This is a genomic window from Lysinibacillus sp. FSL L8-0312 (assembly GCF_038003285.1).
Taxonomy (GTDB): Bacteria; Bacillota; Bacilli; order Bacillales_A; family Planococcaceae; genus Lysinibacillus; species Lysinibacillus fusiformis_D.
In genome coordinates, this window is record NZ_JBBOOV010000001.1 from 1410818 (window position 1) to 1435014 (window position 24197).

A 24197-nucleotide genomic window follows, 5' to 3' on the forward strand; every position below is an offset into this window, starting at 1 on the left:
AAAGTTAGAAGGTTTTAAAATTGCGAACGCTTACTTTGCTTTTTCTGCTACACCCAATACATCATTCTCTTCAAGGAACTTCGTATTGAATTGTGCTGATTTGAAAACGTCATTGTTCATTAGTGCTTGGTGGAATGGGATGGTTGTATTGATCCCAGGACCAGATACTTCGAATTCACTTAGCGCGCGGTTCATTTTCGCAATCGCTTCTTCACGTGTATCCGCATGAACAATGAGTTTTGCTACCATTGAATCATAATATGGTGGGATTGTATAGCCTGCATAGACAGCAGAATCAATACGTACACCATAGCCGCCTGGCGTTACATACGTATCTACCGTTCCTGCTGATGGCATGAAGTTTTTATAGGCATTTTCTGCGTTAATACGGCATTCAATAGCCCAACCATTTAATTGAATATCATCTTGTGTGAATGGAAGCTTCTCACCAGATGCGATTTTTAATTGTTGTTGTACAAGATCTACACCAGAAATCATTTCTGTAACTGGGTGCTCCACTTGAATACGAGTATTCATTTCCATGAAGTAGAACTTGTCTTCTTGATAATCATAAATGAATTCGATTGTACCGGCACCTTCGTAGTTACATGCTTGTGCCGCTTTTACTGCCGCAGCACCCATTTCAGCACGACGCTCAGAAGATAGTGCTGGAGATGGAGCTTCCTCGACTAGTTTCTGCATACGACGTTGAACTGTACAGTCACGTTCGCCTAAATGCACTACATTGCCATAGCCATCCGCTAAAACTTGGATTTCACAGTGACGGAAATACTCGATGAATTTCTCTAAATATACGCCAGGGTTGCCAAATGCAGCAGCTGCCTCTTTTTGCGTAATATCAATACCTTTCACAAGGTCTTCTTCTGTACGAGCTACACGGATTCCTTTACCACCACCACCAGCAGTTGCTTTGATGATGACAGGATAACCAATTTGAGCAGCCCATTCTTTACCTGTTTCGATATCTGGCACAATACCAGTGCCAGGAACAAGTGGAACGCCTGCAGCTTCCATTGTTGTACGTGCAACGTCCTTGATACCCATAATTTTAATTGAATCAGAGGATGGACCGATAAATTTAATGCCAGCGTTTTCACAAGCTTCAGCAAAATCAGCGTTTTCCGATACGAAGCCATATCCTGGGTGGATACCGTCTGCACCTGTTTTTTCGGCAACACTAAGCAGCGCTGGGAAGCTAAGATAAGAATCTTTTGATAGCTTTGGTCCGATGCAATAAGCTTCATCTGCTAATTTCACATGTAATGCGTCCGCATCTGCTTCAGAGTAGACAGCAACTGATTGAATGCCTAACTCTTTACAAGCACGAATAATACGCACAGCGATTTCGCCGCGGTTTGCAATTAAAACTTTTTTCATTTGTTTTGCACTCCTTACTCAGCTTTTACAAGGAATAGTGGTTGGCCATATTCTACTAAGTCGCCATCTTTCACAAGAACTTCAACGATTTCCCCTTGCACTTCTGCTTCGATTTCGTTGAATAATTTCATTGCTTCTACGATACATACGATTGTTTCATTTCCTACTTTATCACCTGGTTTTACGTAAACTGGTGAATCTGGGTTTGGTGCTTGATAGAAAGTACCGACCATCGGAGATACAATTTTATGTAACGAAGGGTCGTTAGTTGCTGATGTAGCTGCAGCTGGAGCTTCTTCCACTTTAGCTGGTGCAGGTGTTACTGCTGGAGCTTCTGCTGGTGCAGATTGTTGTACAACAGGGGCTACTACTTCTTTTTTAGGTGCTACAGTTTCTGTAACAATAACATTATTCTTTTTTAGTTTTACTTTTGCGCCATCTACTTCGTACACAAACTCGTCAATTGAAGAAGAATCTACTAATTTAATAATTTCACGAATTTCTTGAATTTTGAACATTTCTAACTCTCCTTATGAAATAAAATCTACTACAATAACTATTCTATATTTTTTCGTATCAATTTGAAATAGTTAAATGAAAATTAAGTAAATATGAACAAAATAAAAGGCTTTCCTTTACTAAACGAAAGCCTTTTCATAACGCTGATATATAACAACTATTTTCAAATTAACTAAATATTTATTTTTTTCTATATTTTTTAATAATTATTTGCACTAAACTTTACTTGCACATCATTTGCGCCTTCCATCTCTGTTTTCACCAAGTAAATAATTTCGTTTGCTTGTGCTTTTGACAATTCTTCAGCCATCACTGTAACAGAAACTTTTTCTCCTTCAGCGCGAACAAACGCATCTGAATAACCTAATGATTTAACGAGCATTTCAAGCATTGCTTCGGCTGATTCACGTTTAATCAGACCATCCATTTCATTAAATGCCTCATTTTTTTCTTCAGCAGAGGATTCCTCTGCAGCAATTTTTTGCGTTAACTGTTCACGTAGCTGACTTCTCTCATCACTTACCTGCATACGCATTTCTTCAAATAAGTGACTCGGTGAAGATACTTCTTGTGTGATATCATTTGTCGCTTCTTTATCTGTAACGCCTGTGACAGCTGTCTGTTGTAGTGTATCATCTGTAAAAATAGTTAGACCATTGAACTGTTTTGCTGGATCAACCAAATAATACACTGAAATGACTGCTACTAAACTTAATAATGTCATAAACCAAACTGTTCTTCTACGTACGCGCATTTACTTTTCCTCCTTATTTTCCATCGGAACGATTATGATTCGATGAATCGGTAACTGCATCACTTGACTGACGACTGCACGAATTTCATTTTTCACAAAGATATCGGATGCACCTTCTGAAACAACTAGCATTCCTGTTACGTTTTTCGCGCTTTGCTCAGTCCCTCGAAAATATTGGCTGAATAGTTTATTGGCCTCTTGGTCATTTGTCATCTCTCCATAATAAAAATAGACTTTAACCTCCCCAACACCTTGCATTGACTTCAAAGTTTGTTCAAGTTTTTCTTCATTGGTGAGTGGTGAACCTTTGTCGCTTGTTGAATTCGTCTGATACATAGGTAAAATGATGAATATTCCCATGGAGGCAGCTATCAAAATTAAAACCATCAATGACGTTGTTTTTTTTCGTGTCTTTTCCACATCACTTGTACATTGCCTCCCTTCATCTTCTCTTTTTCAAGTGTATGTACGCTTGTTTCTTCCTATGAATTGATAAATGGAATCTTTAATAGCAATTGCAAAAATACTAACGTGATGACCAATTTTGTTAGTGAAATTATTTCCTTATCATCCGTTAGAAACACAAATATCTGACATACAAAGAGCAATGCCAATAAAAGAATCAATCTATCTCCCCCCTGCCATCACTTGTACGAATACAATGAGGAAAAAACAAGAAAACATAAATGAAAAAGCAATGAGAAATGATACAGCACATAATGTAAATAGCGATTTACTAATTTGTTCTAGTAGTCTACAAATATCATCAAAGGCGATTGGTTCTAAAATAGCCGCCAACAATTTTAATGAATAAGCACTGACAACGAGCTGTACGGTTGGGATAAAGGACACTGTAATGACGGCGATAAAGGCACTAATACTAGTAAGTGAAGATGTAAATTGTGTCATATGCTGAAACATTGAAAAGCTGTCTACAATAAAAGACCCAACAACTGGAATATTTTCCTCAATTAATTTTTTGACGGGTTCCGCTACAGCAGCATTGACACTAAATGCTGCCACACCGCCTGCAGTCATCAACAGAATATAGCAAATAACGGAGGCAGAAACGATACTCATAATCGTAAAACGAATCAACTCAGCGATTCGTGTAAAAGAAATTTCCTTGACTATGACACTGCACACATCAAAGACAATGGCTAAAAGCACACCTGGAATAAGCCACTTACTACTAATAATGGTCAGGACTTGTACAAAAAACAGTAAAAAAGGCTGCCAGGAAGCAATCGCTGTAATACTACTTGATAGAAGAAAGCTTGAAGTTAAAATGGGATAAAATGCTGTAAATAGATGGGCTAGTCCTTGTGCAATTTCATCAATTAATGTAAAAGACTTAACTACAACTGGACCAATCGTTGCTAAAACAATCAGAAAAAAGAGTATCCTTGTCCCTTTTTCAAATTCTGGTAATACCATGTTCACAATCAAAACAATGATGACGTAGCTGCAAAGCATGAGCGTCATCTTTAGCAAGAGAAAGAATGGGTCGATTAAAAACGATAGTATTTGCTCCTGCAATGGCTTCGCTCCTTAGTTTAGCCTTTTTAAAATGGCCGACACCTCCTGTAAAACAGCCAAAAATTCTTTGAACCAATACAACAAAATCACGATTTTTACTGCAGCAAAAACGATGTTCCCGAGCACCTTATAATTATGTTCTGCCAGCAGTAAAGACATCCACTGCCCGACATAGAACATACTTGCACTGATTAAAATAGCTTTCGCATAAGGTAAAAAGGCAAGTGTTTCTAACAGCTGTTTGACGAAAGGCATTAAAAGTGTCGAGAACAACATGCCAAAAAGCAAGAACGAAAACATCACACTTATTAGCGCATGGAGTGGCTGTATAACTTCTTTTATCAGCAATAATAAAAGCAGCATGACAACAGCAACAATCACAATTTCCATTTACATTACCCGGAAGATGTAAGCCATTGGAAGAATGTTAAAATCTCATTAAAAAATAGACGTAAAAATCGAAGTAATTCTGCTGTCATATATAAGTAGGCAATGAAAAAGAGGAAAAATGAAAACTCCTTCTTCCCTGTTTGATCAAAGAAAACATGAAGAAGCGCAACGACTAGTCCCACTCCAGCAACTCTTAATACGTCTTGTAATTCCATTCCTACGCCCCCTCGTGTACAGCAATATATGTCGCTCTACCAAAAAAAAGACCTCTATACATATGTATAGAGATCTTTATTGATAAAATTTATAGAAGCTTTTCTACAATGCTTCTGACAGTGCCAGTTTGCTGTACGAGATAACTCTTTTCGCCCATCCACATCGATAAATATTCCGCATTACCTTGCTCGGCACTTTCTTTACGAATGGTAGTCGTTAAATAGTTTTGTAATGGATAAGGAGCTACTATCGCATCTTTCATACGTTTTGTAAAATCATTCATTAAGCCTCTTGCTGGTTTACCCGTAAAGGCGAGCGTAATCGTTGTTTGCTGTTCTTTCGAAGCTAACACAGCATTTTTATAAAGTGGCGAAATTTCGCATTCATCTGCCACTAGTAACGCTGTACCAATTTGAACAGCCTGTGCCCCGCCCTTTAACGCCCTTTGAATATCCTCTTTCGTCACAAGTCCACCTGCTGCGATAATAGGAATCGCAATTTGTCCAGCTACTTGTTGTAGTAAATCATATAACGGTATTAATTGCAGTGGGGCCGAAAAGGAGCCTCGATGACCGCCAGCCTCTCCTCCTTGTAGTACAACTGCATCCATTCCTGCTTGTTCTACTAGTATAGCTTCCTCTACTGTCGTAGCGGTACCAACCGTATAAATACCATTGTCTTTTAATTGCTGCAGAACCTCTGGAGAGGGCAACCCAAATGTAAATGAACAAATTGCTACCTGTTCCTCGATCACCGCCTGAATTTGACCTGCAAACACTTCCTTCGAAACAACACTTTGTACAGGTGATAATCCTAGTTCATCGTAAAAAGGTTGTAGTGCCATACGGGCTTGTTGTAAAACCTCGATATCAATTTTTGGTTCTTCTTGAACAAACAGATTGACCGCAAAGGGCTTTGCTGTTAACTTCTTTACTTCCTGAATAAATTGCTTTGTTTGTGCACCATCTAAGTAGCCCGCTCCTATTGAGCCTAATAGCCCAGCCTCAGCGCAAGCCGCCACAAATTTTGGGGATGTCACGCCTGCCATTGGTGCTTGAATAATGGGATATGTCATATCAAATGTTTGTAGCATACCTTTCACTCCTTACGATTATTGTAAACAATTCTCCCAGCAATGACCATCTATCTGATGATAGAATCTTGATGGACTCTTAGTAAAAAAGAGTACGTGCTTCTATCTATTATCACATTAAATGAAATGTTTGGCAGGATATGTATAAGAAAAAAATAAAAACCTACCCTTTTTTTAAAGAGTAGGTTGGCTATTATTAATTATTAAGCACGAGAAACGTAAGAGCCTTCTTCTGTGTTAACGATTAAAACATCACCTTGGTTAACGAAGAAAGGTACTTGTACGATTAGACCTGTTTCAAGTGTAGCAGGTTTTGTACCGCCTGAAGCTGTATCTCCTTTGATCCCTGGTTCTGTTTCTGTAACTTCTAATTGAACAGTATTTGGTAATTCAATACCTAACATTTCACCTTGGTAAGATTGAATATGCACTTCCATATTTTCTTTTAGGAATTTTAATTCATATTCAATAGCAGCTGAAGCAAGTTCAGTTTGCTCGTAAGATTCTAAGTCCATGAATACATGCTCGTCGCCTTGTGCATATAGGTATTGCATTTTACGGTTATCAATTTGTGCTTTCTCTACTTTTTCACCAGCACGGAATGTTTTTTCATTCACTGAGCCGTTACGTAGGTTACGTAATTTAGAACGCACGAACGCAGCACCTTTACCTGGTTTAACGTGTTGGAAATCTAACACGCGGTATAATTGGCCATCAACAATAATTGTTAGACCTGTACGGAAATCGTTTACTGAAATCATTTGTGTTCCTCCAAAGTTTATAAAATAATGAGTTCTTTTGACGAATGTGTTAGTAGTTCATTACCCGTTTCAGTGATTAAAATATCATCCTCGATACGGACACCACCGATTCCTGGTAAGTAAACACCAGGTTCAATCGTCACGGCCATACCTGGCTCTAGCACTGTCTCTGAACGCAACGATAAGCCAGGGCCTTCATGTACTTCAAGACCAATACCATGTCCTAAAGAATGACCAAATGCGTCGCCATATCCTTTTTCTTTTAAGTAGTCACGTGCAATCGCATCCGCTTGAATACCTGTTAATCCAGGACCCACTTTTTCAAGTGCTAACAGTTGAGAAGCAAGGACTGCATTGTACATATCTACTAATTTTTCAGATGGTTCTCCAACAGCCACAGTACGTGTGATATCCGAAATATAGCCATTATATAGCGCACCAAAGTCTAAAGTAACAAAGTCGCCTTTTTCAATCACTTTATTCGTTGCAACGCCATGTGGTAATGCTGAACGAAGACCAGACGCAACAATTATGTCAAATGAAGACTGAGTTGCTCCTTGTTTACGCATGAAAAATTCTAATTCATTCGAAACCTCAAGCTCTGTTTTACCAGGCTTGATGAAGCCTAAAATATGTGTAAATGCGTGATCTGCAATTTCACACGCAGCCTTAATAATATTAATCTCTTGTTCCGTCTTAATCAAGCGAATTTTTTCAATTAGCCCAGAAATCGGCACTAAATCTGCTTGAATGTTTGATTTATACAGTTCATATGTGCCATAACTTACAGTATCTTTCTCAAAGCCCAATAATTTGATGCCCATATTGCTTACTTGTGTAGCAATTTCTTCAATGATTGTTGCTTCATGTTTGACAATGCGGAAGTCCTGAATTTGTGCAGCAGCCTGCTCTGTATAACGGAAATCTGTAATAAACACAGCATCATTTTGAGACACAATTGCTACGCCTGCTGTCCCTGTAAAACCAGTCATATAACGTCGGTTATACCCATTTGTGATTAAAATGCCATCGATGCTTTGTTCTTGAAGTGCTTTACGTAGCTTTTGTAATTTCAACATAATCAATTCTCCCTCTCGATAAATGTACGTAGTGCCAGTTCATAGCCTTTCGTACCTAGTCCACAAATTTGACCAAGGCAGGCCGGAGCAAGATAAGAATGATGACGGAAAGCCTCACGTTTGTGGATATTGGAAATATGTACTTCGATAACCGGCACAGAAATTCCTGCAATCGCATCATGTAACGCGATGCTCGTATGGGTATACGCACCGGGATTAAAGATAATACCATCATATTTTTCGTCCTCTGCTTCATGCACCCAATCTACTAGTACCCCTTCGTGATTGGATTGACGAAATTCAACCGTAGCACCTAAAGAAGCCGCAAGATTTCGAACATTTTCTCTAACATCATCCAATGTTTCATATCCATAAATATGTGGCTCTCGTTTGCCAAGTCGATTTAAGTTCGGTCCATTCAAACATAATAACTTCACGCTTCTATTCGCCTCTTTCTATGTACTTGCCATTTATTTTATCATACACCGTGCATTCAGCAACTAATTTCAATTGATGGTTTCATAAATATCCCCTCAAACAAAGGGGATATTTTGTACCATTAACTTCCTTTTTGTGCTGTATGCTCCTTCTGATGAAAATTGGCCGTTTCCAACAAGAAACGTAATAGACAGACAACAATCACTATAAATGGAATGGACAGTTTTTTAAAGGACGTCAGTTGTAATGGTAGATCTAAAGCAATCCACTCCAATGTAATAGTCACAAGAAGACCTAGCAGCAGTGACGAAAAGAAAGCTGGAATGATATAGACATAGCGCATGGTCATATATAAAAATAAGCCGATGATAAACAGCAGAAAGATAAAGAAGGTCCATTGAAATAATTTAGAGCTATCTTCAAACCAATTCCACTTTTTATAAAACCCAATCGGATGCCATTTAATAAGATGGAAATAATGTAAACCCTTTAAGCACAGCGCTAAAACAAGCGCATTTACAAGTGCGGTAATCGTCGCTACTTTCATCATCTAACCTCCTTTTTGCACACTAATGTTTTCCTGAAATGTACGATTAGTGTAGCCATATAGAAAATTTACTATGCGTAACTGTAGAGGTTTTTCACTAAATTTAGTACAATGGTACAGTTGAAATATATAAAGAGAGTGGTGTTAGCCTTGAGCAATTCACCTGTATACGGGGGACAAGCACAATTAGAAGGTGTGATGTTCGGAGGAAAGGAACATACTGTTACAGCCATTCGTCGTAACGATGATTCCATTGATTATTATCATTTTAAAAAAGTTCAAAAGCCTATTTTACAAAAGCTCAAAAAAATTCCATTTGTACGAGGCGTTGTAGCGCTCATTGAGTCGGCTGGCTTAGGCTCTCGTCACATGCAATTTGCAGGGGATCGTTATGATGTGACACCTGGCGAAGAAGAAGATCATAAAGAAGAAGGTTCTAAACTTCAGATGATACTTGGAGTTGCTGTAGTAGGTATTCTTTCCTTTTTATTCGGAAAATTTGCCTTTACATTAATTCCTGTTTTTATAGCAGATTTTTTCTCAAAATGGATTGAAGGGAAAACGGGACAAATTCTACTAGAGAGTGGTATTAAACTCCTTTTACTGCTAGCCTACTTATACTTTATCTCATTAACCCCTCTGATTAAGCGAGTATTTCAGTATCATGGTGCCGAGCATAAAGTCATTAACTGTTATGAGGCTGGCTTAGACATCACAGTAAAAAACGTTCAAGCTCAATCACGTCTGCACTATCGTTGTGGCAGTAGCTTCATTCTGTTCACAGTGTTTGTCGGCATGTTTTTATATTTCTTTGTACCAACTGACCCACTGTGGCTTCGTATTTTAGATCGGATTCTATTAATTCCTGTTGTACTCGGTATTTCATTTGAAGTATTACAAGCGACAAATGCTTGCCGCAATATCCCAGTGTTGCGTTTCCTTGGCTACCCTGGCTTATGGCTTCAATTACTGACAACTCGTGAACCAAAGGACGATCAAGTAGAAGTAGCAATTGCTTCCTTTAATATGCTACGTCAAGTAGAGCAGCAACCTGAAATTGCTGCAACATTGAACCATGAATAATAGAACAGGCAGTCCCAACAAGTGTTGAGGCTGCCTGTTTTATATTATTGCTCTATTTAGTATAAATAAGTGCAGTAAACAGCCCTATTAAATTTGGTAAGATACTGAAAACTAAAAACAGCCAATTATTCGTCATGATGGAGATGCTTGTAAAAATAAGAATGGACGCAGCAATAATACCTATGCCCAGCTTCACTCGAGAAAGCTGAAACGGGATGGGACTAAACATGTTGATGGTCAAAACTCCCCCAATTATCCCCCAACTCCCTAAGTGCACTAAAAGAATACTACCTAAAACCATTGCTGCATTCAATTCAATGCCAAATACAATGAGTGTAAAGAAAATATAAATCGCCGCTAATGTCACATACCACGAATAGGATTTCGCTTTTTGCCAAATATAGTCGTGTAGCTCATCTAAACCTCTGTTTTTCTTCGCCTTACTCCGTCCTAACCACCAGCCTAAAATTCCACAAGTCATTCCTCCATACAACCCGATGATTCCCCCGATAGAAATCTCCATCACTCCGTCCCCTCCTCTTCGAATATAAACACTTCTTCAATTGTGCAATTGAAAGCTTTTGAAATATTGTAGGCGAGTTCTAAAGATGGATTGAATTTCTCCGATTCAATTGCAATGATTGATTGTCGCGAGACGCCAACTACTTTAGACAACTCCTCCTGCGTAATCTTTTTCGATTTCCGCAATTCACGAATTCTATTTTTCATAAAGCCTCCTCGTTAAATGTAAAGTAAACTGTACATTTTTAATAAGTAAAGTTTACTTTACACCATTTCAAATGTCAAGTTTACTTTACAATTTAGTTTTCGTTTAAACAATACAGGAATTCTTATGAAGAACGATCAGGAGACATAGTGAGGGCTATAATTAGAAAAGACACCACATGCTAATTGTGAAAAATGTAGTCAGTTTGTGAAGAAAAGGATCCACCTCCATTTAATAGTTCCACCTCCATCGTACCTATCTACACTGTAAAATAAAGTTAAATTCCAAAATAAGGAATATAAAAAGCGTGTTTTGAATGATAATCAAAACACGCTTTTTTATAGGATTTTTCCGCACCTTTTCCTTTAGCGTTAACCCGCCTATTTCAACACTCTACTATGAATTATATTTATAATTTTCTGTTGAGCATCTAGAGCTTCAGGGATAGGCATCACAGCAAACACATGATTCATTTGAGGATAAACAAAGGTAGTGATGTCAATGCCTTGTTCGGTTAGTTGTTCATCAAATTTTATGGCATCTGGATATAAACTTTCATGTGTTCCAATAAAATGAGTAATCTTCCCAAGTCCTTGAAAGTCACCGTAAATAGGACTAATCAATGGGTCCTTTAGATCTTTATCAGCAGCCCATATCTTTGTAATGACTTCCATTCCTTCACTAGCTAACATTGGGTCCTTTTCTTCATATTCAAGTATCTGAGGATTTTCTAAACTCATATCAACACATGCTGATAGTAAAATAATATCTTGGGGTTGAGGTAGATGGTTCTGCTTCAAAAGTTGGACCAGACCAAGTGCTATATTTCCACCTGCCGAATCTCCGATAATGGTCAATTGATTAGAACTTTCAACCGTTTTTAAAATTTCTTTATAGAAATTGAGCATTTTTTGGAAGGTGTCATGATGGTTAAAATGAGGCACTTTCGGATAAATGGGCGCAATAACTTTTGCATTTAACGATTGTGCCATCTTATCCATGAATAACCAATGTAAACTTAAAGGCTGATTCGTCCAAGCACCACCATGTATATAGAGAATAACTTTTTGCTTCAAGGACTTTTGGTCATTTAAAGTGAAGACCTGCATAGCCTCAAAGGTTTGCTCCTCCATATCACTTATAAATTGAACATCTTCCCCTATAACATAAAGCTGACTATTTTCAGTTCCCCTCTCCTCAATAAACTGTTTAGCATTTTCAATACTAGAAAAACTCTTTTTATTACTTTGCGCAAATAGCCATTTTTCAAATTGAACACTTTCTTCAGAACGATCTCCGCTAAAAATTTCTACAGTCATTTTTTCTCCCCTTTAAGTTTCATCACGCACATAGATTGATAACAGCCATGTATCAGAAGCTTTCACACGTACTATAATCCATACCGTATCATAGAGACAAACCTGCATCCGTTAAATAAAATAATTTTTTTCGTACTCTATGTTAATTCCACAGTATGTCGTATACTCCTTCAACATCCATCGTATTTAAACAAGTAACTCATTAATAATTTTTTAACTGTCTGATTATCAATTTGGCATCCAGCCGTTGCTAAAGATATGTTTTCAAGTTTTTTATTTTACATACTTAGAACGAACAACGGTCCTTTTGTATGGCTCACCTTGTAACGTTTCACCTGAAATATTTAAAGTTATATTATATACACCCGACTTTTTATTTTCTGGAAAATTCACCATAAAGTTTTGCTGATTAACCTTTTGCGTCTGTAGAGAAGAAGCAATATCTTTCCCTGTTGGATCCAGTACTCGTACATCGAAGGTAAGTTTTTGTAATTGGTCATTAGCTTGCATTGTCACGATATTATTCGTTTCTAATGATACTGTTGGAATACTTACCTTAATCAAAGATGGGCCCCCATGTTGAACTGCCAGTAAAAACGCATTATCTTCTGCCTGCGTGCTTATATTTATCTTCCATTCCCCAATCTCAGAAATAACGCCGGTAAATGTATGAGGTACTACGCCATTAAAGAAGGAGGCTTCATCCAATGATTGGATTGTTTGGTTGGTATATTTTTTTTCTGAAGGAGATACTAACTCTATCTTATCGCTAGTTAACCCTGTCCATAATTTAACATTATCGAGCGCAGTATCCACATAAAAAGAATGTGTCACATCATTTGACGATTGTAACTTCCCTCCGTAAAAATAATGAGAAACATCCAACTCTTGAAACATATCAGATTGAGAAAGGTATTCTTTGTTCATCATGATACGATCTGTAGAAGCAGACTGTAGATACTGTTCCAATCTTGAAAATACCGCAGATCCCATTCGAATATTGTCATGATCAAGTGAGGGATCGGTAAATAAATGTGTTCCGTAAGATAATTTAGTGCTTGCCTCTTTGACTAATCCATCATTTGGATCGGAAAGATATAGACCTCCCATCCAGAGTGCAGATAGAAATGGTCCTGTATTAGTACCAGCAATTGTATAATAGTTGTTCTTGCTAACATTGGGATGATTGTCTATTAGTGAGCGAAAATATTCCATTTCCCCAACTTGAAGTGAATAAGTTCCATCATCTTTTTCACCGAGTAATGTAGCTAGCCAACCTGCCCACCAGCTATATGCAAGATCAGCTAACTCTGATCCATAATGAGGGGATCCTAAAGTAAACACCCTCCCAACGTACGGATGAGCATTATGAAGAACTAATGCTGCTTGGGTATCAGGCCCACCCTTGCTATGGGCAATTATATTTAATTTTTTTCCGTGAAAATGTTGACTGATTTCTTTTAACATAGAGGCTAATAATTTTCCATTATCGTATTGACTATAAGAACCTTTACCTGCCGAATCGTATAATTGAACAAATACCGTTTGATATCCTGCTTCATAAGCTTTTGTATACATATCATTAAGACCGTGATATTCTGTATTGCCATACCAACTTGTAGAGTTACCGTTTTTCCCTTGAACGAAAACAAGAGGTGGTTTATTCAAATCAACATTAGGTGGGGTATTTCCTAGAAACCACTCTCCAGGTGTAAAGCTTTCACCTGGTGGCTTCAATCCATAAGGTTCAATCGTGTTTGAGGCAAAAACATCTGGAGTAGAAAAAAGCATAATTGTAACCATTACTAATAAAGAAAGTATTTTTTTCAAATTGTTTTCCTCCTAATCATTATAGATCAAGTGCGTAAAGCTGTAGAAAAGCAATTTATAATTGTAAAAAACTGGTGTTGAATAACAGCTATTAATGCTAATTTTCAAGCAGCAACCAACTAACCCCACCTTCCCTTTATACTAATATTCTATAAAAAGGAAAAGACTTCCTTCTAATTTAGACAAAAAAATATCATTATCTTACTTCGGTTAAGCCTCACTTAGAGAAGCAGCGAGATAGATTGTGTTAGCAAATAAAATAGCATAGAGCGAAATGGCCAATATTCAACACCATATGTTCATATAAACGAACCTAAGTCCTTAATTCTCATTTATTAACACCCTCTTCTCGCGCAATATGATGGATGCTTTCTTGTCCATTTATATAACGTAGTACGGTTTTTATTTTCTTATTGATCATAAAAACACCCCATAAAAGCTAGATTTTGTGTCTAGCTTTTACGGGTCAGAAGGTACTAGATTGTATTATTTCAACATATATGTACCAGTTAATAATAAACCTCCATCAAAGAATAAACACCCTATGTAAGCAAGCAAACTAGTCCAATTTTGAAATGGCTAGTTTGAACACTTACATAGAGTGCTTTAGGTCCCTCTAAATAGTTGGTTGAGGTTATGGAAGCTATTTAATTTAGAAAGCTTTTCATACTAATTCTTGTAACGCCTCAATTGCTTGAGCTACTTGCTCTTCTGTTAAATTGTGACGCACGATGTAGCGGTTGCGCGCATGCTTTGTACATTCGATTGTACAGCCACCTAAATGCTTTGCTTCATTTTCTTCAGATGCAATGATTTGTTTGTTACATTCAGGGTTTGCACAGTTAATGTAACGTTCACAAGGTTCACCGTCATAGTGATCACGACCGATAATCACATGCTCTACTTGATTGATTGGCACCGTTAAACGCTCATCAAATACGTACATTTGACCGTCCCATAATTGGCCTTTCGCAACAGGGTCTTTTCCGTATGTTGCAACACCGCCATGTAATTGACCAACATCCCCAAAGCCTTCACGTTTCATCCAGCCCGAAAACTTCTCACAGCGAATCCCGCCCGTACAATAGGTTAAAACATTTTTCCCTTCGAACAGCTCGCGGTTTGCACGTACCCATTCCGGTGTATCACGGAAGTTTTGTACATCTGGTCGAATCGCGCCACGAAAATGGCCGACATCGTACTCATACGTGTTACGCACATCTAATACTACTGTATTGTCATCTTGCATTTCAGCAAGGAATTGTTCTGGTGACAAGTAGCGACCTGTTAATTCATGTGGGTTAACGTCTTCTTCTAAGCCTAAGTTTACTAACTCAGGTCGTGGGCGTACGTGCATTTTTTTGAATGTATGCTCTTCTACTGCATCAATTTTGAAGACTATGCCTTCAAATAATGAGTCAGCTTGCATGTTTGCCATGTATTGCTCTGTTTGCTCAATCGTACCTGAAACAGTACCGTTAATGCCCTCGTTGGCTACTAAAATACGACCTTTTAAACCGATTTCTTTACACATTGCTAAGTGCGTTGCTGAAAACGCAGCTGGATCTTCAATCTTCGTGTAATGGTAATATAATAAAACTTGATAATTCATTGTTTTCCACCTATCATTTCAATATTTGCAGGATATTCCTGATAGTGTCTTTTACGACCTATTAACCATAAAGGATAATCATTTAATATGCTATCGGTAATTAGACTGAAATGGGCATAAATATTATTTTTAAAGAATTTGTGAATTGGTGAGTGGACTTTTTTTTATAAAAAAGTGTTATTCCACAATCTGGTCCTTAAATGGAAAAAGACACACTCCTTATGAAAGAAATGCACCTGTTAACGGAGGATTGTTAGCCAACTTCAGTACTAAGTAAACTGAGAAATTGAGTAATGCGTGCTTTTATTCAGGGAATCCCCAAATAGAATACATCGCGTATATACTCAAAAATATACCAAGCAAAAAGAATCCCGATTTTATGATATTTTCCTTTTTGAAGGAAATTTCACTGTATTCGGCATAGCTTAATATCATATAGATAATGGCTGGTGTAAAGATGACTATTGCCGCCCAATGTTGCTGAAAATTAACTCTTAACGCAGGGTTAAATACAGGCAAAAAGAATAATAAACCTAATAAAGCCCCTAAAGTATAGCCTTTTAAATATTTTTTCATCAAAGTTTATCCTTTCTTATAGGAAATTTTTAATTGCCCCTTCGGAATCTAGATGCTTTGCTTCAAGCAATGTAGTAGAGCCTTTTTCTACTTAAACTAAACCACTCTTTCTATAGCAATTAAAACTCGGCAGCTATAATTTGATAATTACTTTTCAATTTTGGGGATGAAAATGCTAAAGAGAAAATATGCACAAGCATTTCTCGATACTAATAAAAGGCCCTTTAACGGAAGAACCTTTTCACGATGAAAACACCCCTTTAGATATATGAATATCCAAAGGGGCGTAGCTTCGTAACATTTTTATAAATGTCGCGACTTTATTTTAAACTTTGTATCTGTTTGATAAACATCGTGACTTTAATTCAAATTTACAGACCACATTTTAACTGTGCACCACAGTTTGTACATGTATTACAGCCACCCATTTCTTCGACTGTTCCTTTACGACAAACAGGGCATGTATTCCCTACATCTGAGCCGATAACCGTTGTAGACTCTAATGCTTGAATTGTATCTACTAATACGACTGGACGTTTTGTCTGCTCTTCTACTAATTCTTCTTCAAATGATAATTGATCCATATCATTTTCTTCCGCTTTTAGTGTAAGAACTTGTGAATCACGGCTACCATCCACATAGACCGTACCACCTTTAGCGCCACCTTTATATAGTCGCTCGTATACTTTTTCTACTTGCTGTACTGTATAGCCTTTTGGTGCATTCACTGTTTTAGAAATGGATGAATCAATCCATTTTTGAATAATACATTGAACATCGGCATGTGCTTCTGGTTTTAGCTCCATTGCTGTGACAAACCATTCAGGAAGCTCTTGCTCATTTACTTCAGGATGACGATCTAAATACTCTTTTACAATTTCAGCCTTGACCTCAATAAATTTACCTAAACGACCAGAACGGTAGTACGTGAAGGAGAAGTATGGTTCAAGACCTGTCGCTACGCCTACCATCGTTCCTGTCGAACCCGTTGGCGCAACAGTTAGTAAATGCGAGTTACGAATACCAGTCGCTAGAATTTGTTCTTTGATGTGAGCAGGCATTTTTTGCATAAAGCCTGTCTCTGTAAAGGCTTTACGTAAACGAGCTGTTTCTTCGTCAGTAGCACCTACTAAGAATGGGAAGCTACCACGTTCCTTTGCAAGCTCTGTAGAAGCCTCATAGGCTGTTTCCGCAATTGTTTTAAAGATTTCATCGACTAAAGCATTACCTGCTTCTGAACCGTATTCCTTTTCACAGTAAATAAGTAAGTCTGCTAAGCCCATAACCCCTAAACCAACACGACGCTCACCAAGGGCTTGTACACGGTTCTCTTCTAGGAAGTAAGGAGTCGCATCAATAACGTTATCCTGCATGCGAACACCCACACGAACTGTTTCACGTAGTGCTTCGTAATCAACTGATTGATTTTCTTTATTCGCAAACTGTGCAAGGTTCACAGCTGCTAAGTTACACACAGAGTATGGTGCAAGTGGTTGTTCCAATAATTGTTATCCTAAAGGCTTTTTATCCTTTAGTTCTTACAGTTCAATTCCTGCAAGTTCAGCATACATTTTCATTACACATGGCGTATGCATACTCATAAGAGCTTCTTAAATAATGTAATTTATAAAAGCCTGCATAACCTCTATTCATTTCTATCACAGCCTTTCTTACATTAGGCAATTTTGAATTTTTATGAATGTGTAATGTTGCGGTCTCGTGCCCGGGTTATAGTCTACTAAGTAGGATCACCGGGTATGCGTTGCCCCTGACTAAAGCTTTACCATTAGCCTTCGGTTCGGATTAGCATCTCAGCCTTCCCGCTTTATCCCGCAATTTTTAACGTGAGGCGAAGTCCACCACACGGATTTGTCGCTACAACACTTTGACCATATGCCTTTGCATTTGTCATATCATTCGCGTTGTCGATGAAGAAAATACCTGGCTCTGCTGAGTATGTTGCACATACGTTTATTAAATTCCATAATTCTTTTGCTTTCATTGTACGGTATGTGCGGACTTTATAGCCCATTTTTTCCCATTCGCGAACATCGCCCACTTCATGCCATTTCGTATTGTACACGTTCATTTCTTCTTTTGTATATTCTTCCACAGCTGGGAAACGAAGCTCAAAGTCAGCGTCCTTTTCTACTGCTTCCATAAATTCCTTCGTTAATGTCACGGAAATGTTGGCACCTGTTAAAAACTCTGGGTTATGAACTGTGTATGTGCCACCATCACGTAATTTATTTTCAGCCTCACGAATGATCGCTGTATCGAATCCACCTAAGCCTTCAATGTTTTTGTAGTTCACGATACCTTGATACATCGCTTCTTCTTGCATAGAAAGTGGCTTGAAGTTTAATTTTTCTTTTGCTAGACGAATGATTGTTTCATCCGTTGTATTTTCGATCAGGTAACGCAGAATACGTGGATTTTGCATTTTAGAAATAATAAATTCCACAATATCTGGATGCCAATCTGCTAGCATAATCATTTGTGCCGATTTCTTACGCGGGTTCGCTACACCCACTCTCTATGTCACCATAGAAGTTGAGACCATATCTTACATCCAATTAGATGCCCTCGCACTTCGGAGTGGCTTCACTCCTACTCTACTCACTTCCGCTAACTTAGCGTGCTTTCGATGGTCGTTGAACCTTCCCCTTTAAAAGGAGCTTGGCTGCTGATTGTCTTTATCCCACTGCTATTTTCAAGCATTCACGTTTACCGTTTCCGATTACGTTGTAGCTAGCAGTGCATTTATAATGCGTTTTTTAACATTTTCAAAATCATTTTTTATCTCATCTTCCCAAAAACGGGGTAAAGTGTATCCATTAGCTGCTGCAATTTGATTTTTTTCGATATCCCTAGCTTTTATTCTCTTTTGTACCTCATAAAAAGAGGAATAAAATTTTGGATTCCCATGCCAAAAATCACCATCACATTCAATTAGAATATTTGTCCCAACTAGTAAGAAATCAAATTGTGCACCTTCAAATATAAAGGAATATTTGTAGGTGATTGATTGTTCAACTAAGAAATTCTCTAAAGCTGTTTCAATACTAGTTTTTCTAAACGTTTCCCTCTCTATTTGCTTTAATGCAGCTTGTCGAATCTTTTCAATGGTTTCTTTACTATAAACCCCTGTCTTACCGCTATTCCATGAAGGCGTTCCATTTATTTTTCTAGTTTCAGCTGTTTTTGAAATGATATTTTTAAAATGAAACTTTTTTGTTCATTTGGCATGTCATTATGCCACTTACCTGTATTTTGTGATCGAAGTCTACTCGCATACTCTTTACTACAAGTTTTAGTCTGCCGATGTTTTTCATCGAATAGTTTTCCACAAATTACACAAGTTAAAGGCCCACCTTTTCCTCGACAGCTTCTACTACAAAATTGATTTGGAATACCTCGCCTCAGTTTAACCTTTTTATTACATAAAATATATTGGCAGATCACCATTTCTATTGGATAAAAATAAGATATTAAATAATTATCTAATGTTAAGTTATGCTCATTTTTCAAATGAGACGTAAATCATCCTTGTTTATTATGATTTATTGTAAAGCCACATATTAAACAAGTTTGTGGTTGTATCGCATCATAAACATCCATATTTCCCACCTCGATTAAAGTGACAATATTTCCGTTAAAGAGTTCCCAGCAATTCACGAGGTTTGTTTACGCAGAAGCACCTAGATTATGCTTACCTCTGCGGCTACCACCTTGTTCGACAAGATGAGTCAGCTTCGCAATATCATCTAACCATGAGACAGAACCAGATGATTTACCATTTACACCACGTGCTAACGTGTTGCGTGGACGTAATGTTGAACCATTTGTTCCTACACCACCACCACGACTCATAATTTCCATTACTTGCTTACGGTGATCACTGATGCCTTCACGTGAATCTGCGACAAACGGCATTACGTAACAGTTAAAGAAGGTTACATCTGTTTCAGATCCAGCTCCATAAATGACACGTCCTGCTGGAATAAATTTCAATGAAACTAATTGCTTATAAAACTTCTCAAACCACTCTTGGCGTTTCTCTGGAGTTTTTTCAACAGCGGCAAGGCCTGTTGCATTTCGTTTTGCGATTTGTTCATAAAAAATTTCAAGAGGCTTTTCTAGCACGTCAATTGAACGCGTAATTACACCCGTTTCTTGCTCTTGCGGATCGTCTAATGCACTGCGGTAATCTTCCTCAATCAGAATATCTGCTGTTTTTGTAGACATGTCCAGCTTTTGAATTGTCCCTAAACCACGTGCAGGGAATTTTGGATCAGCTTTTACTGTTAAAACAACAAAGTCACCGGCTTTCAGTGTTTTCTTTTCTGTGTCTTTAAACGAGTAACGATCGATCATAACAAGTCTAGATACGCCTTTATGCGTAATATGCATATCAGGCGTTACTGGGTGTACTTGTGGGAATTGTTCGATATCTTTGTTTAACTGTTCAAATTGATTGTTTACTTCGGGTTGATGATTTGTAATTACCATCGTTTTGCCTCCCTTATTATCTTCATTACAAAATAAATACACAATATCATGTGCCGTTAAACACTACATATTGTGTACATGTCTTTAAAAAAGATACTATATATAGTTTTTTAATTCAACTCTTGCTTTTTTAAATAGAATCCGAACTACTTGTTATTACTAGGGTCGAACGTTAAAAAATTTTTTTCATACCATTTTTTACTTTTTAAAGTTCCATTCATCATTTGCATATTTTTTTTCTTCTAATGCACGAACATATTCTAACTGCTCCTCAGAAAGTGTAAATGGTTTTAATTCAATTTGCAACGATTTTGCAAACCCATCACGAAAAGCTGTTACACATTGTTCAACTGTTACTGGTTCTTTAACAAGACTGTTGATGGCAACCGCCTTTTCCGGTAACTTTCTGCGCATACGATTCTTCGCTTCTTCGCTTGAGAAATTAAATACGGATAATAACTTCTCTTGGTCTAAATCTAATAAAATGGCGCCGTGCTGTAAAATAACACCCTTTTGACGTGTTTGGGCACTTCCCGCTATTTTTTTTCCTTCAACGACCAGCTCATACCAACTTGGCGCATCAAAGCAAACAGCACTTTTCGGACTCTTGAGGTCAGCTCTTTTCTCCTCTGTATCAGGTACACTAAAATAAGCATCCATCCCAAGATTATGGAAACCTTGCAAGATTCCCTCACTTAATACACGGTATGCCTCTGTCACAGACTCTGGCATATCCGGATAGCTTTCCGTAACGATGACACTATATGTGAGTTCATGCTCATGCAAGACAGCTCGTCCACCCGTTGGACGACGCACAAAGCCTAAGCCTTGCTCACGTACAGCATCTAAATTAATATCTCTTTTAGCCTGTTGAAAATAACCAATCGATAGTGTCGCAGGCTCCCACTCGTAAAAACGAATCACTGGTGGAATTAACCCCTCACTATGCCAGTCAAGTAATGCTTCATCTAGTGCCATATTAAAAGAAGGACTACATTTCCCTGAATTTAGAAAATACCAAGTTGTCATATGTTCATCTCCTACAAATATAAAATGATCCCTCAGGCCCCACCTGTGGTTCAAACCTCTCAAAAATTAGCTACAGTGTAAGTTGCTAACGATGTACTTTCGTAATGATATAGCCGAATTCGCCACAACCTAGTTAATTTTATCAAACTCATTGGACTATCGCTAGCGCATCTTTTATAATAATAGAGAAGATAGAAAGGGGTAAGAAAATCTTGGACATACTTATCACAATCGGTGTCGTTTTAGTAGTCATAATTGCATATATCGGTATTAATGCACTACGACTCAAAAAAGCCGTAACCAACTTAACACAAGAGCAATTCATAGAAGGCTATCGTAAAGCCCAGCTAATCGATGTACGTGAACAAAAAGAATTTGATGCTGGTCATATTCTTGGTGCACGAAATGTTCCTTCCACAACACTACGTCAACGTTATAAAGAAATCCGCCCAGATTTACCAGTATATCTATACTGTCAAAATACAGGCCGTAGCTCACGTGCTGCACTATTTCTTAAAAAACGTGGGTACAACCAAATTTACCAACTTCAAGGTGGATTCAAAACTTGGACAGGTAAAATAAAAGCAAAAAAATATTAATGTCTACATGACAAAAGCCGTCTCAAAGAACTATGAGACGGCTTCTTTTTTAAAAAATTCAGAGTTTCTACTATATTATATCTATTGCAAATGATTAAGTACTAGCTTTTTGTTCACCAAGTCTCTAATCATGCATTGGACAGAAAAAAGGATAGCGACGAGAGACAAAATATATAGCTCATTCTTACTAACAATTCCTGACTGTAAATGATCCGTTCTTTGAGCGAATTAATGTCACTTAGGAATCGGTTCCCCCATAGCCCCCTTCTACACGTTAGGAGTGAGCTCCCTACAAAATCAACCACGCCAACACTATCTTTATGCAAATCTTCCACGACACTGATTCATTTTCACCTCATTTTAAATGGCATCCCATCAAATATTTTGTATGTTCAAAAATACTATTTTTCGTTAGAGATTTAGCATATTGCGTCCTATTCTGCTATTTTTCTGAAAATAGTCAGAATTTATTATTGAATAATGGGACGAGCACTGATAGGATGTATAATATCTTACAATAATAATTGATTATGAAGTTAATAAGCTATGAATGCTATGGATTAAACTATAGCAGGAGCAGTTCTGGAGAGAGCGCCATGTGCGTCGCCGAAGGGTTCACTATCTCAGGCAAAAGGACAGAGGAGTAATATCAGCTTTTATTAGCGATGTCACACGAATAGTTCATCTATTTCGTGTAACATTCGTGACTAAATGGTATTTGTTATTCTGACGTTTTTCCGAGACTAGTGTCACAACTAGTCTCTTTTTGTTTTTCCAGTCATAGTTTTTTATGTATCTTTGAGGGGGATTAACGTGGAACAGCAACAATTAAAACGAGATTTAAAAAATCGCCATGTGCAGCTTATTGCCATTGGTGGAACAATTGGGACGGGTTTATTTTTAGGCTCTGGCAAAGCCATTGCCCTTGCAGGCCCTTCTATCATCCTTGCCTACTTAATTGTCGGTACCGCCTTATTTTTTGTGATGCGTGCATTAGGTGAGCTGCTATTATCCAATGCAGGCTATACATCATTTACGGATTTTGCATCCGAATACATAGGCCCGTGGGCAGGTTATGTGACAGGTTGGACATATTGGTTCTGTTGGATTATGACAGCTATGGCGGACATTATCGCGGTGGGGGTTTATACACAATATTGGTTTGATATTCCCCAATGGATGCCAGCCATTGGTTGCTTAATCTTGTTATTACTACTCAATTTATTAACTGTTAAACTTTTTGGTGAATTGGAATTTTGGTTTGCCATCATTAAAGTGATTACGATTGTGGTTCTTATCATCATCGGACTGATTATGATTGTAACAGGCTTTCAAACTAGCTCAGGAACGGTAGCAGTGGAAAATCTTTGGGCACACGGTGGTCTATTTCCAAATGGAATGTACGGCTTTTTAATGGCTTTCCAAATGGTTGTATTTGCTTTTGTTGGCGTGGAATTAGTGGGGGTTTCAGCAGCTGAGACAGCAGATCCTCAAAAAAATATTCCCTCCGCCATTAATAAAATTCCATTTCGTATTTTACTCTTTTATGTAGGTGCATTGTTTGTGATTTTATGTATCAATCCATGGTATGAAATGTCTGCCTCAAGCAGTCCTTTTGTACAAGTATTTACACTGGCTGGTATTCCGATTGCTGCCGGTATTATAAATTTTGTTGTACTCACTTCAGCCGCTTCAGCAGGTAACAGTGGTTTATTTTCAACAAGTCGGATGCTCTTTAATCTTGGAAAAAATAAACAAGCATCACCTACATTTGCCAAGCTCAACAAAAACAGTGTGCCAAGTAATGCGCTCGTTATTTCAGCTATTGTTGTATCAATAGGTGCATTGTTAAGTAAGCTGATGCCAGAAAATGCCTTTAGTATTGTGACGACAATTAGTGCGATTTGTTTTATTTGGGTGTGGAGCATTATCGTTATTTCTCACATCATTTATCAACGAAAAAATCGTGCCTTACATGAAGCATCGAAATTTAAAGCACCACTGACACCTTTTATCAACTATGTAATTCTAGCATTCTTTGCCTTTCTCTTACTTGTAATGTTTATTTCTGAAGCTACACGTACAGCCCTACTATTAACACCAATTTGGTTTATCGCCTTATTCATTCTTTATAACATGAAAAAAAGATGACCTCAGCCTAAGTGCTGAAGTCATC

General features: G+C 37.7%; 24 protein-coding genes, 3 pseudogenes and 1 riboswitch. Of the genes and pseudogenes, 3 read left to right on the forward strand and 24 right to left on the reverse strand.

Features of this window, described 5'->3' with window-relative positions; translation table 11 throughout:
* Window positions 1–30 precede the first annotated feature (30 nt).
* The 12 genes from accC to MHI22_RS07235 form a co-directional block, all read right to left on the reverse strand.
* A complete protein-coding gene (accC, locus tag MHI22_RS07180; RefSeq protein WP_089934541.1) occupies window positions 31–1398 on the reverse strand; it encodes an acetyl-CoA carboxylase biotin carboxylase subunit in 1368 nt (455 codons plus the stop codon).
* A 14-nt stretch (window positions 1399–1412) separates the two neighbouring features.
* A complete protein-coding gene (gene accB / locus MHI22_RS07185) occupies window positions 1413–1916 on the reverse strand; it encodes an acetyl-CoA carboxylase biotin carboxyl carrier protein (protein ID WP_036116828.1) in 504 nt (167 codons plus the stop codon).
* Window positions 1917–2116: 200 nt separating this feature from the next.
* Window positions 2117–2671: a SpoIIIAH-like family protein gene (locus MHI22_RS07190; RefSeq protein ID WP_036116826.1), complete on the reverse strand. Its 555-nt coding sequence runs from the start codon at window positions 2669–2671 to the stop codon at window positions 2117–2119.
* Entirely contained in the window at window positions 2672–3091 is a 420-nt protein-coding gene (locus tag MHI22_RS07195) for a hypothetical protein (protein ID WP_036116824.1), read from the reverse strand.
* Window positions 3092–3298: 207 nt separating this feature from the next.
* A complete protein-coding gene (locus MHI22_RS07200) occupies window positions 3299–4210 on the reverse strand; it encodes a stage III sporulation protein AE (RefSeq protein ID WP_036116822.1) in 912 nt (303 codons plus the stop codon).
* A 12-nt stretch (window positions 4211–4222) separates the two neighbouring features.
* Window positions 4223–4600 (reverse strand): hypothetical protein, encoded by a 378-nt coding sequence (locus tag MHI22_RS07205; RefSeq protein ID WP_036116820.1) that lies wholly within the window; start codon window positions 4598–4600, stop codon window positions 4223–4225.
* Between the two features lie 5 nt (window positions 4601–4605).
* The gene (locus MHI22_RS07210; protein ID WP_012295089.1) at window positions 4606–4815 is read right to left on the reverse strand and encodes a hypothetical protein; all 210 of its coding nucleotides are present in this window, start codon (window positions 4813–4815) and stop codon (window positions 4606–4608) included.
* An 89-nt stretch (window positions 4816–4904) separates the two neighbouring features.
* Window positions 4905–5909, reverse strand: coding sequence for an NAD(P)H-dependent flavin oxidoreductase (locus MHI22_RS07215; RefSeq protein WP_036116814.1), 1005 nt, complete (start codon window positions 5907–5909; stop codon window positions 4905–4907).
* 203 nt (window positions 5910–6112) lie between these two features.
* Window positions 6113–6670, reverse strand: coding sequence for an elongation factor P (gene efp / locus MHI22_RS07220; protein WP_036116812.1), 558 nt, complete (start codon window positions 6668–6670; stop codon window positions 6113–6115).
* Between the two features lie 17 nt (window positions 6671–6687).
* On the reverse strand, window positions 6688–7749 hold the full coding sequence (locus MHI22_RS07225) for a M24 family metallopeptidase (RefSeq protein WP_340811496.1): 1062 nt from the start codon (window positions 7747–7749) through the stop codon (window positions 6688–6690).
* Window positions 7750–7751: 2 nt separating this feature from the next.
* Complete coding sequence (gene aroQ / locus MHI22_RS07230; protein WP_036116808.1) at window positions 7752–8186, reverse strand: type II 3-dehydroquinate dehydratase; 435 nt, start codon at window positions 8184–8186, stop codon at window positions 7752–7754.
* 122 nt (window positions 8187–8308) lie between these two features.
* Window positions 8309–8734 carry a hypothetical protein gene (locus MHI22_RS07235; protein ID WP_036116806.1) on the reverse strand — a complete coding sequence of 142 codons (426 nt, stop codon included), beginning with the start codon at window positions 8732–8734 and terminating at the stop codon, window positions 8309–8311.
* A gap of 111 nt (window positions 8735–8845) precedes the next feature.
* Between MHI22_RS07235 and MHI22_RS07240 the strand changes: the two genes are divergently transcribed.
* Window positions 8846–9817, forward strand: coding sequence for a DUF1385 domain-containing protein (locus MHI22_RS07240; RefSeq protein WP_051891552.1), 972 nt, complete (start codon window positions 8846–8848; stop codon window positions 9815–9817).
* A gap of 52 nt (window positions 9818–9869) precedes the next feature.
* Here MHI22_RS07240 and MHI22_RS07245 read toward each other — a convergent pair whose 3' ends face one another.
* The 12 genes and pseudogenes from MHI22_RS07245 to MHI22_RS07295 all read right to left on the reverse strand — a co-directional run bounded on the left by MHI22_RS07245 (window position 9870) and on the right by MHI22_RS07295 (window position 21422).
* The gene (locus MHI22_RS07245; RefSeq protein ID WP_036116802.1) at window positions 9870–10340 is read right to left on the reverse strand and encodes a hypothetical protein; all 471 of its coding nucleotides are present in this window, start codon (window positions 10338–10340) and stop codon (window positions 9870–9872) included.
* Window positions 10340–10546 (reverse strand): helix-turn-helix transcriptional regulator, encoded by a 207-nt coding sequence (locus MHI22_RS07250; protein ID WP_036116800.1) that lies wholly within the window; start codon window positions 10544–10546, stop codon window positions 10340–10342. The genes MHI22_RS07245 and MHI22_RS07250 overlap by 1 nt, the downstream gene beginning before the upstream one ends.
* A 378-nt stretch (window positions 10547–10924) precedes the next feature.
* The gene (locus MHI22_RS07255) at window positions 10925–11863 is read right to left on the reverse strand and encodes an alpha/beta hydrolase (protein ID WP_340811499.1); all 939 of its coding nucleotides are present in this window, start codon (window positions 11861–11863) and stop codon (window positions 10925–10927) included.
* 273 nt (window positions 11864–12136) lie between these two features.
* Window positions 12137–13693: an esterase/lipase family protein gene (locus tag MHI22_RS07260; RefSeq protein WP_340811501.1), complete on the reverse strand. Its 1557-nt coding sequence runs from the start codon at window positions 13691–13693 to the stop codon at window positions 12137–12139.
* Window positions 13694–14357: 664 nt separating this feature from the next.
* Window positions 14358–15305: an oxygen-dependent tRNA uridine(34) hydroxylase TrhO gene (gene trhO, locus MHI22_RS07265; RefSeq protein WP_271910265.1), complete on the reverse strand. Its 948-nt coding sequence runs from the start codon at window positions 15303–15305 to the stop codon at window positions 14358–14360.
* 303 nt (window positions 15306–15608) lie between these two features.
* Window positions 15609–15881 (reverse strand): hypothetical protein, encoded by a 273-nt coding sequence (locus tag MHI22_RS07270; RefSeq protein ID WP_340809210.1) that lies wholly within the window; start codon window positions 15879–15881, stop codon window positions 15609–15611.
* A gap of 371 nt (window positions 15882–16252) precedes the next feature.
* A pseudogene (locus MHI22_RS07275) lies at window positions 16253–17380 on the reverse strand (vitamin B12-dependent ribonucleotide reductase); the annotation flags it as partial.
* A 362-nt stretch (window positions 17381–17742) separates the two neighbouring features.
* Window positions 17743–18414: pseudogene (locus tag MHI22_RS07280) on the reverse strand (ribonucleoside-diphosphate reductase); the annotation flags it as partial.
* A gap of 207 nt (window positions 18415–18621) precedes the next feature.
* Window positions 18622–19095, reverse strand: coding sequence for a DUF559 domain-containing protein (locus MHI22_RS23390; RefSeq protein WP_445668846.1), 474 nt, complete (start codon window positions 19093–19095; stop codon window positions 18622–18624).
* Window positions 19062–19412 (reverse strand): hypothetical protein, encoded by a 351-nt coding sequence (locus tag MHI22_RS07285; RefSeq protein WP_340811503.1) that lies wholly within the window; start codon window positions 19410–19412, stop codon window positions 19062–19064. The genes MHI22_RS23390 and MHI22_RS07285 overlap by 34 nt, the downstream gene beginning before the upstream one ends.
* 183 nt (window positions 19413–19595) lie before the next feature.
* Window positions 19596–20393 (reverse strand): annotated as a pseudogene (locus MHI22_RS07290) (ribonucleotide reductase N-terminal alpha domain-containing protein); the annotation flags it as partial.
* Window positions 20394–20591: 198 nt separating this feature from the next.
* Window positions 20592–21422: a lipoate--protein ligase family protein gene (locus MHI22_RS07295; RefSeq protein WP_036122964.1), complete on the reverse strand. Its 831-nt coding sequence runs from the start codon at window positions 21420–21422 to the stop codon at window positions 20592–20594.
* A 212-nt stretch (window positions 21423–21634) separates the two neighbouring features.
* On the opposite strand from MHI22_RS07295, the gene MHI22_RS07300 reads away from it, so the two are divergent.
* A complete protein-coding gene (locus MHI22_RS07300; protein WP_036122960.1) occupies window positions 21635–22021 on the forward strand; it encodes a rhodanese-like domain-containing protein in 387 nt (128 codons plus the stop codon).
* Between the two features lie 572 nt (window positions 22022–22593).
* Window positions 22594–22670: riboswitch (glycine riboswitch) on the forward strand.
* Between the two features lie 164 nt (window positions 22671–22834).
* Window positions 22835–24172, forward strand: a complete 1338-nt coding sequence (locus MHI22_RS07305; RefSeq protein WP_340811505.1) for an amino acid permease — start codon at window positions 22835–22837, stop codon at window positions 24170–24172.
* The last annotated feature ends 25 nt before the right edge of the window (window positions 24173–24197 follow it).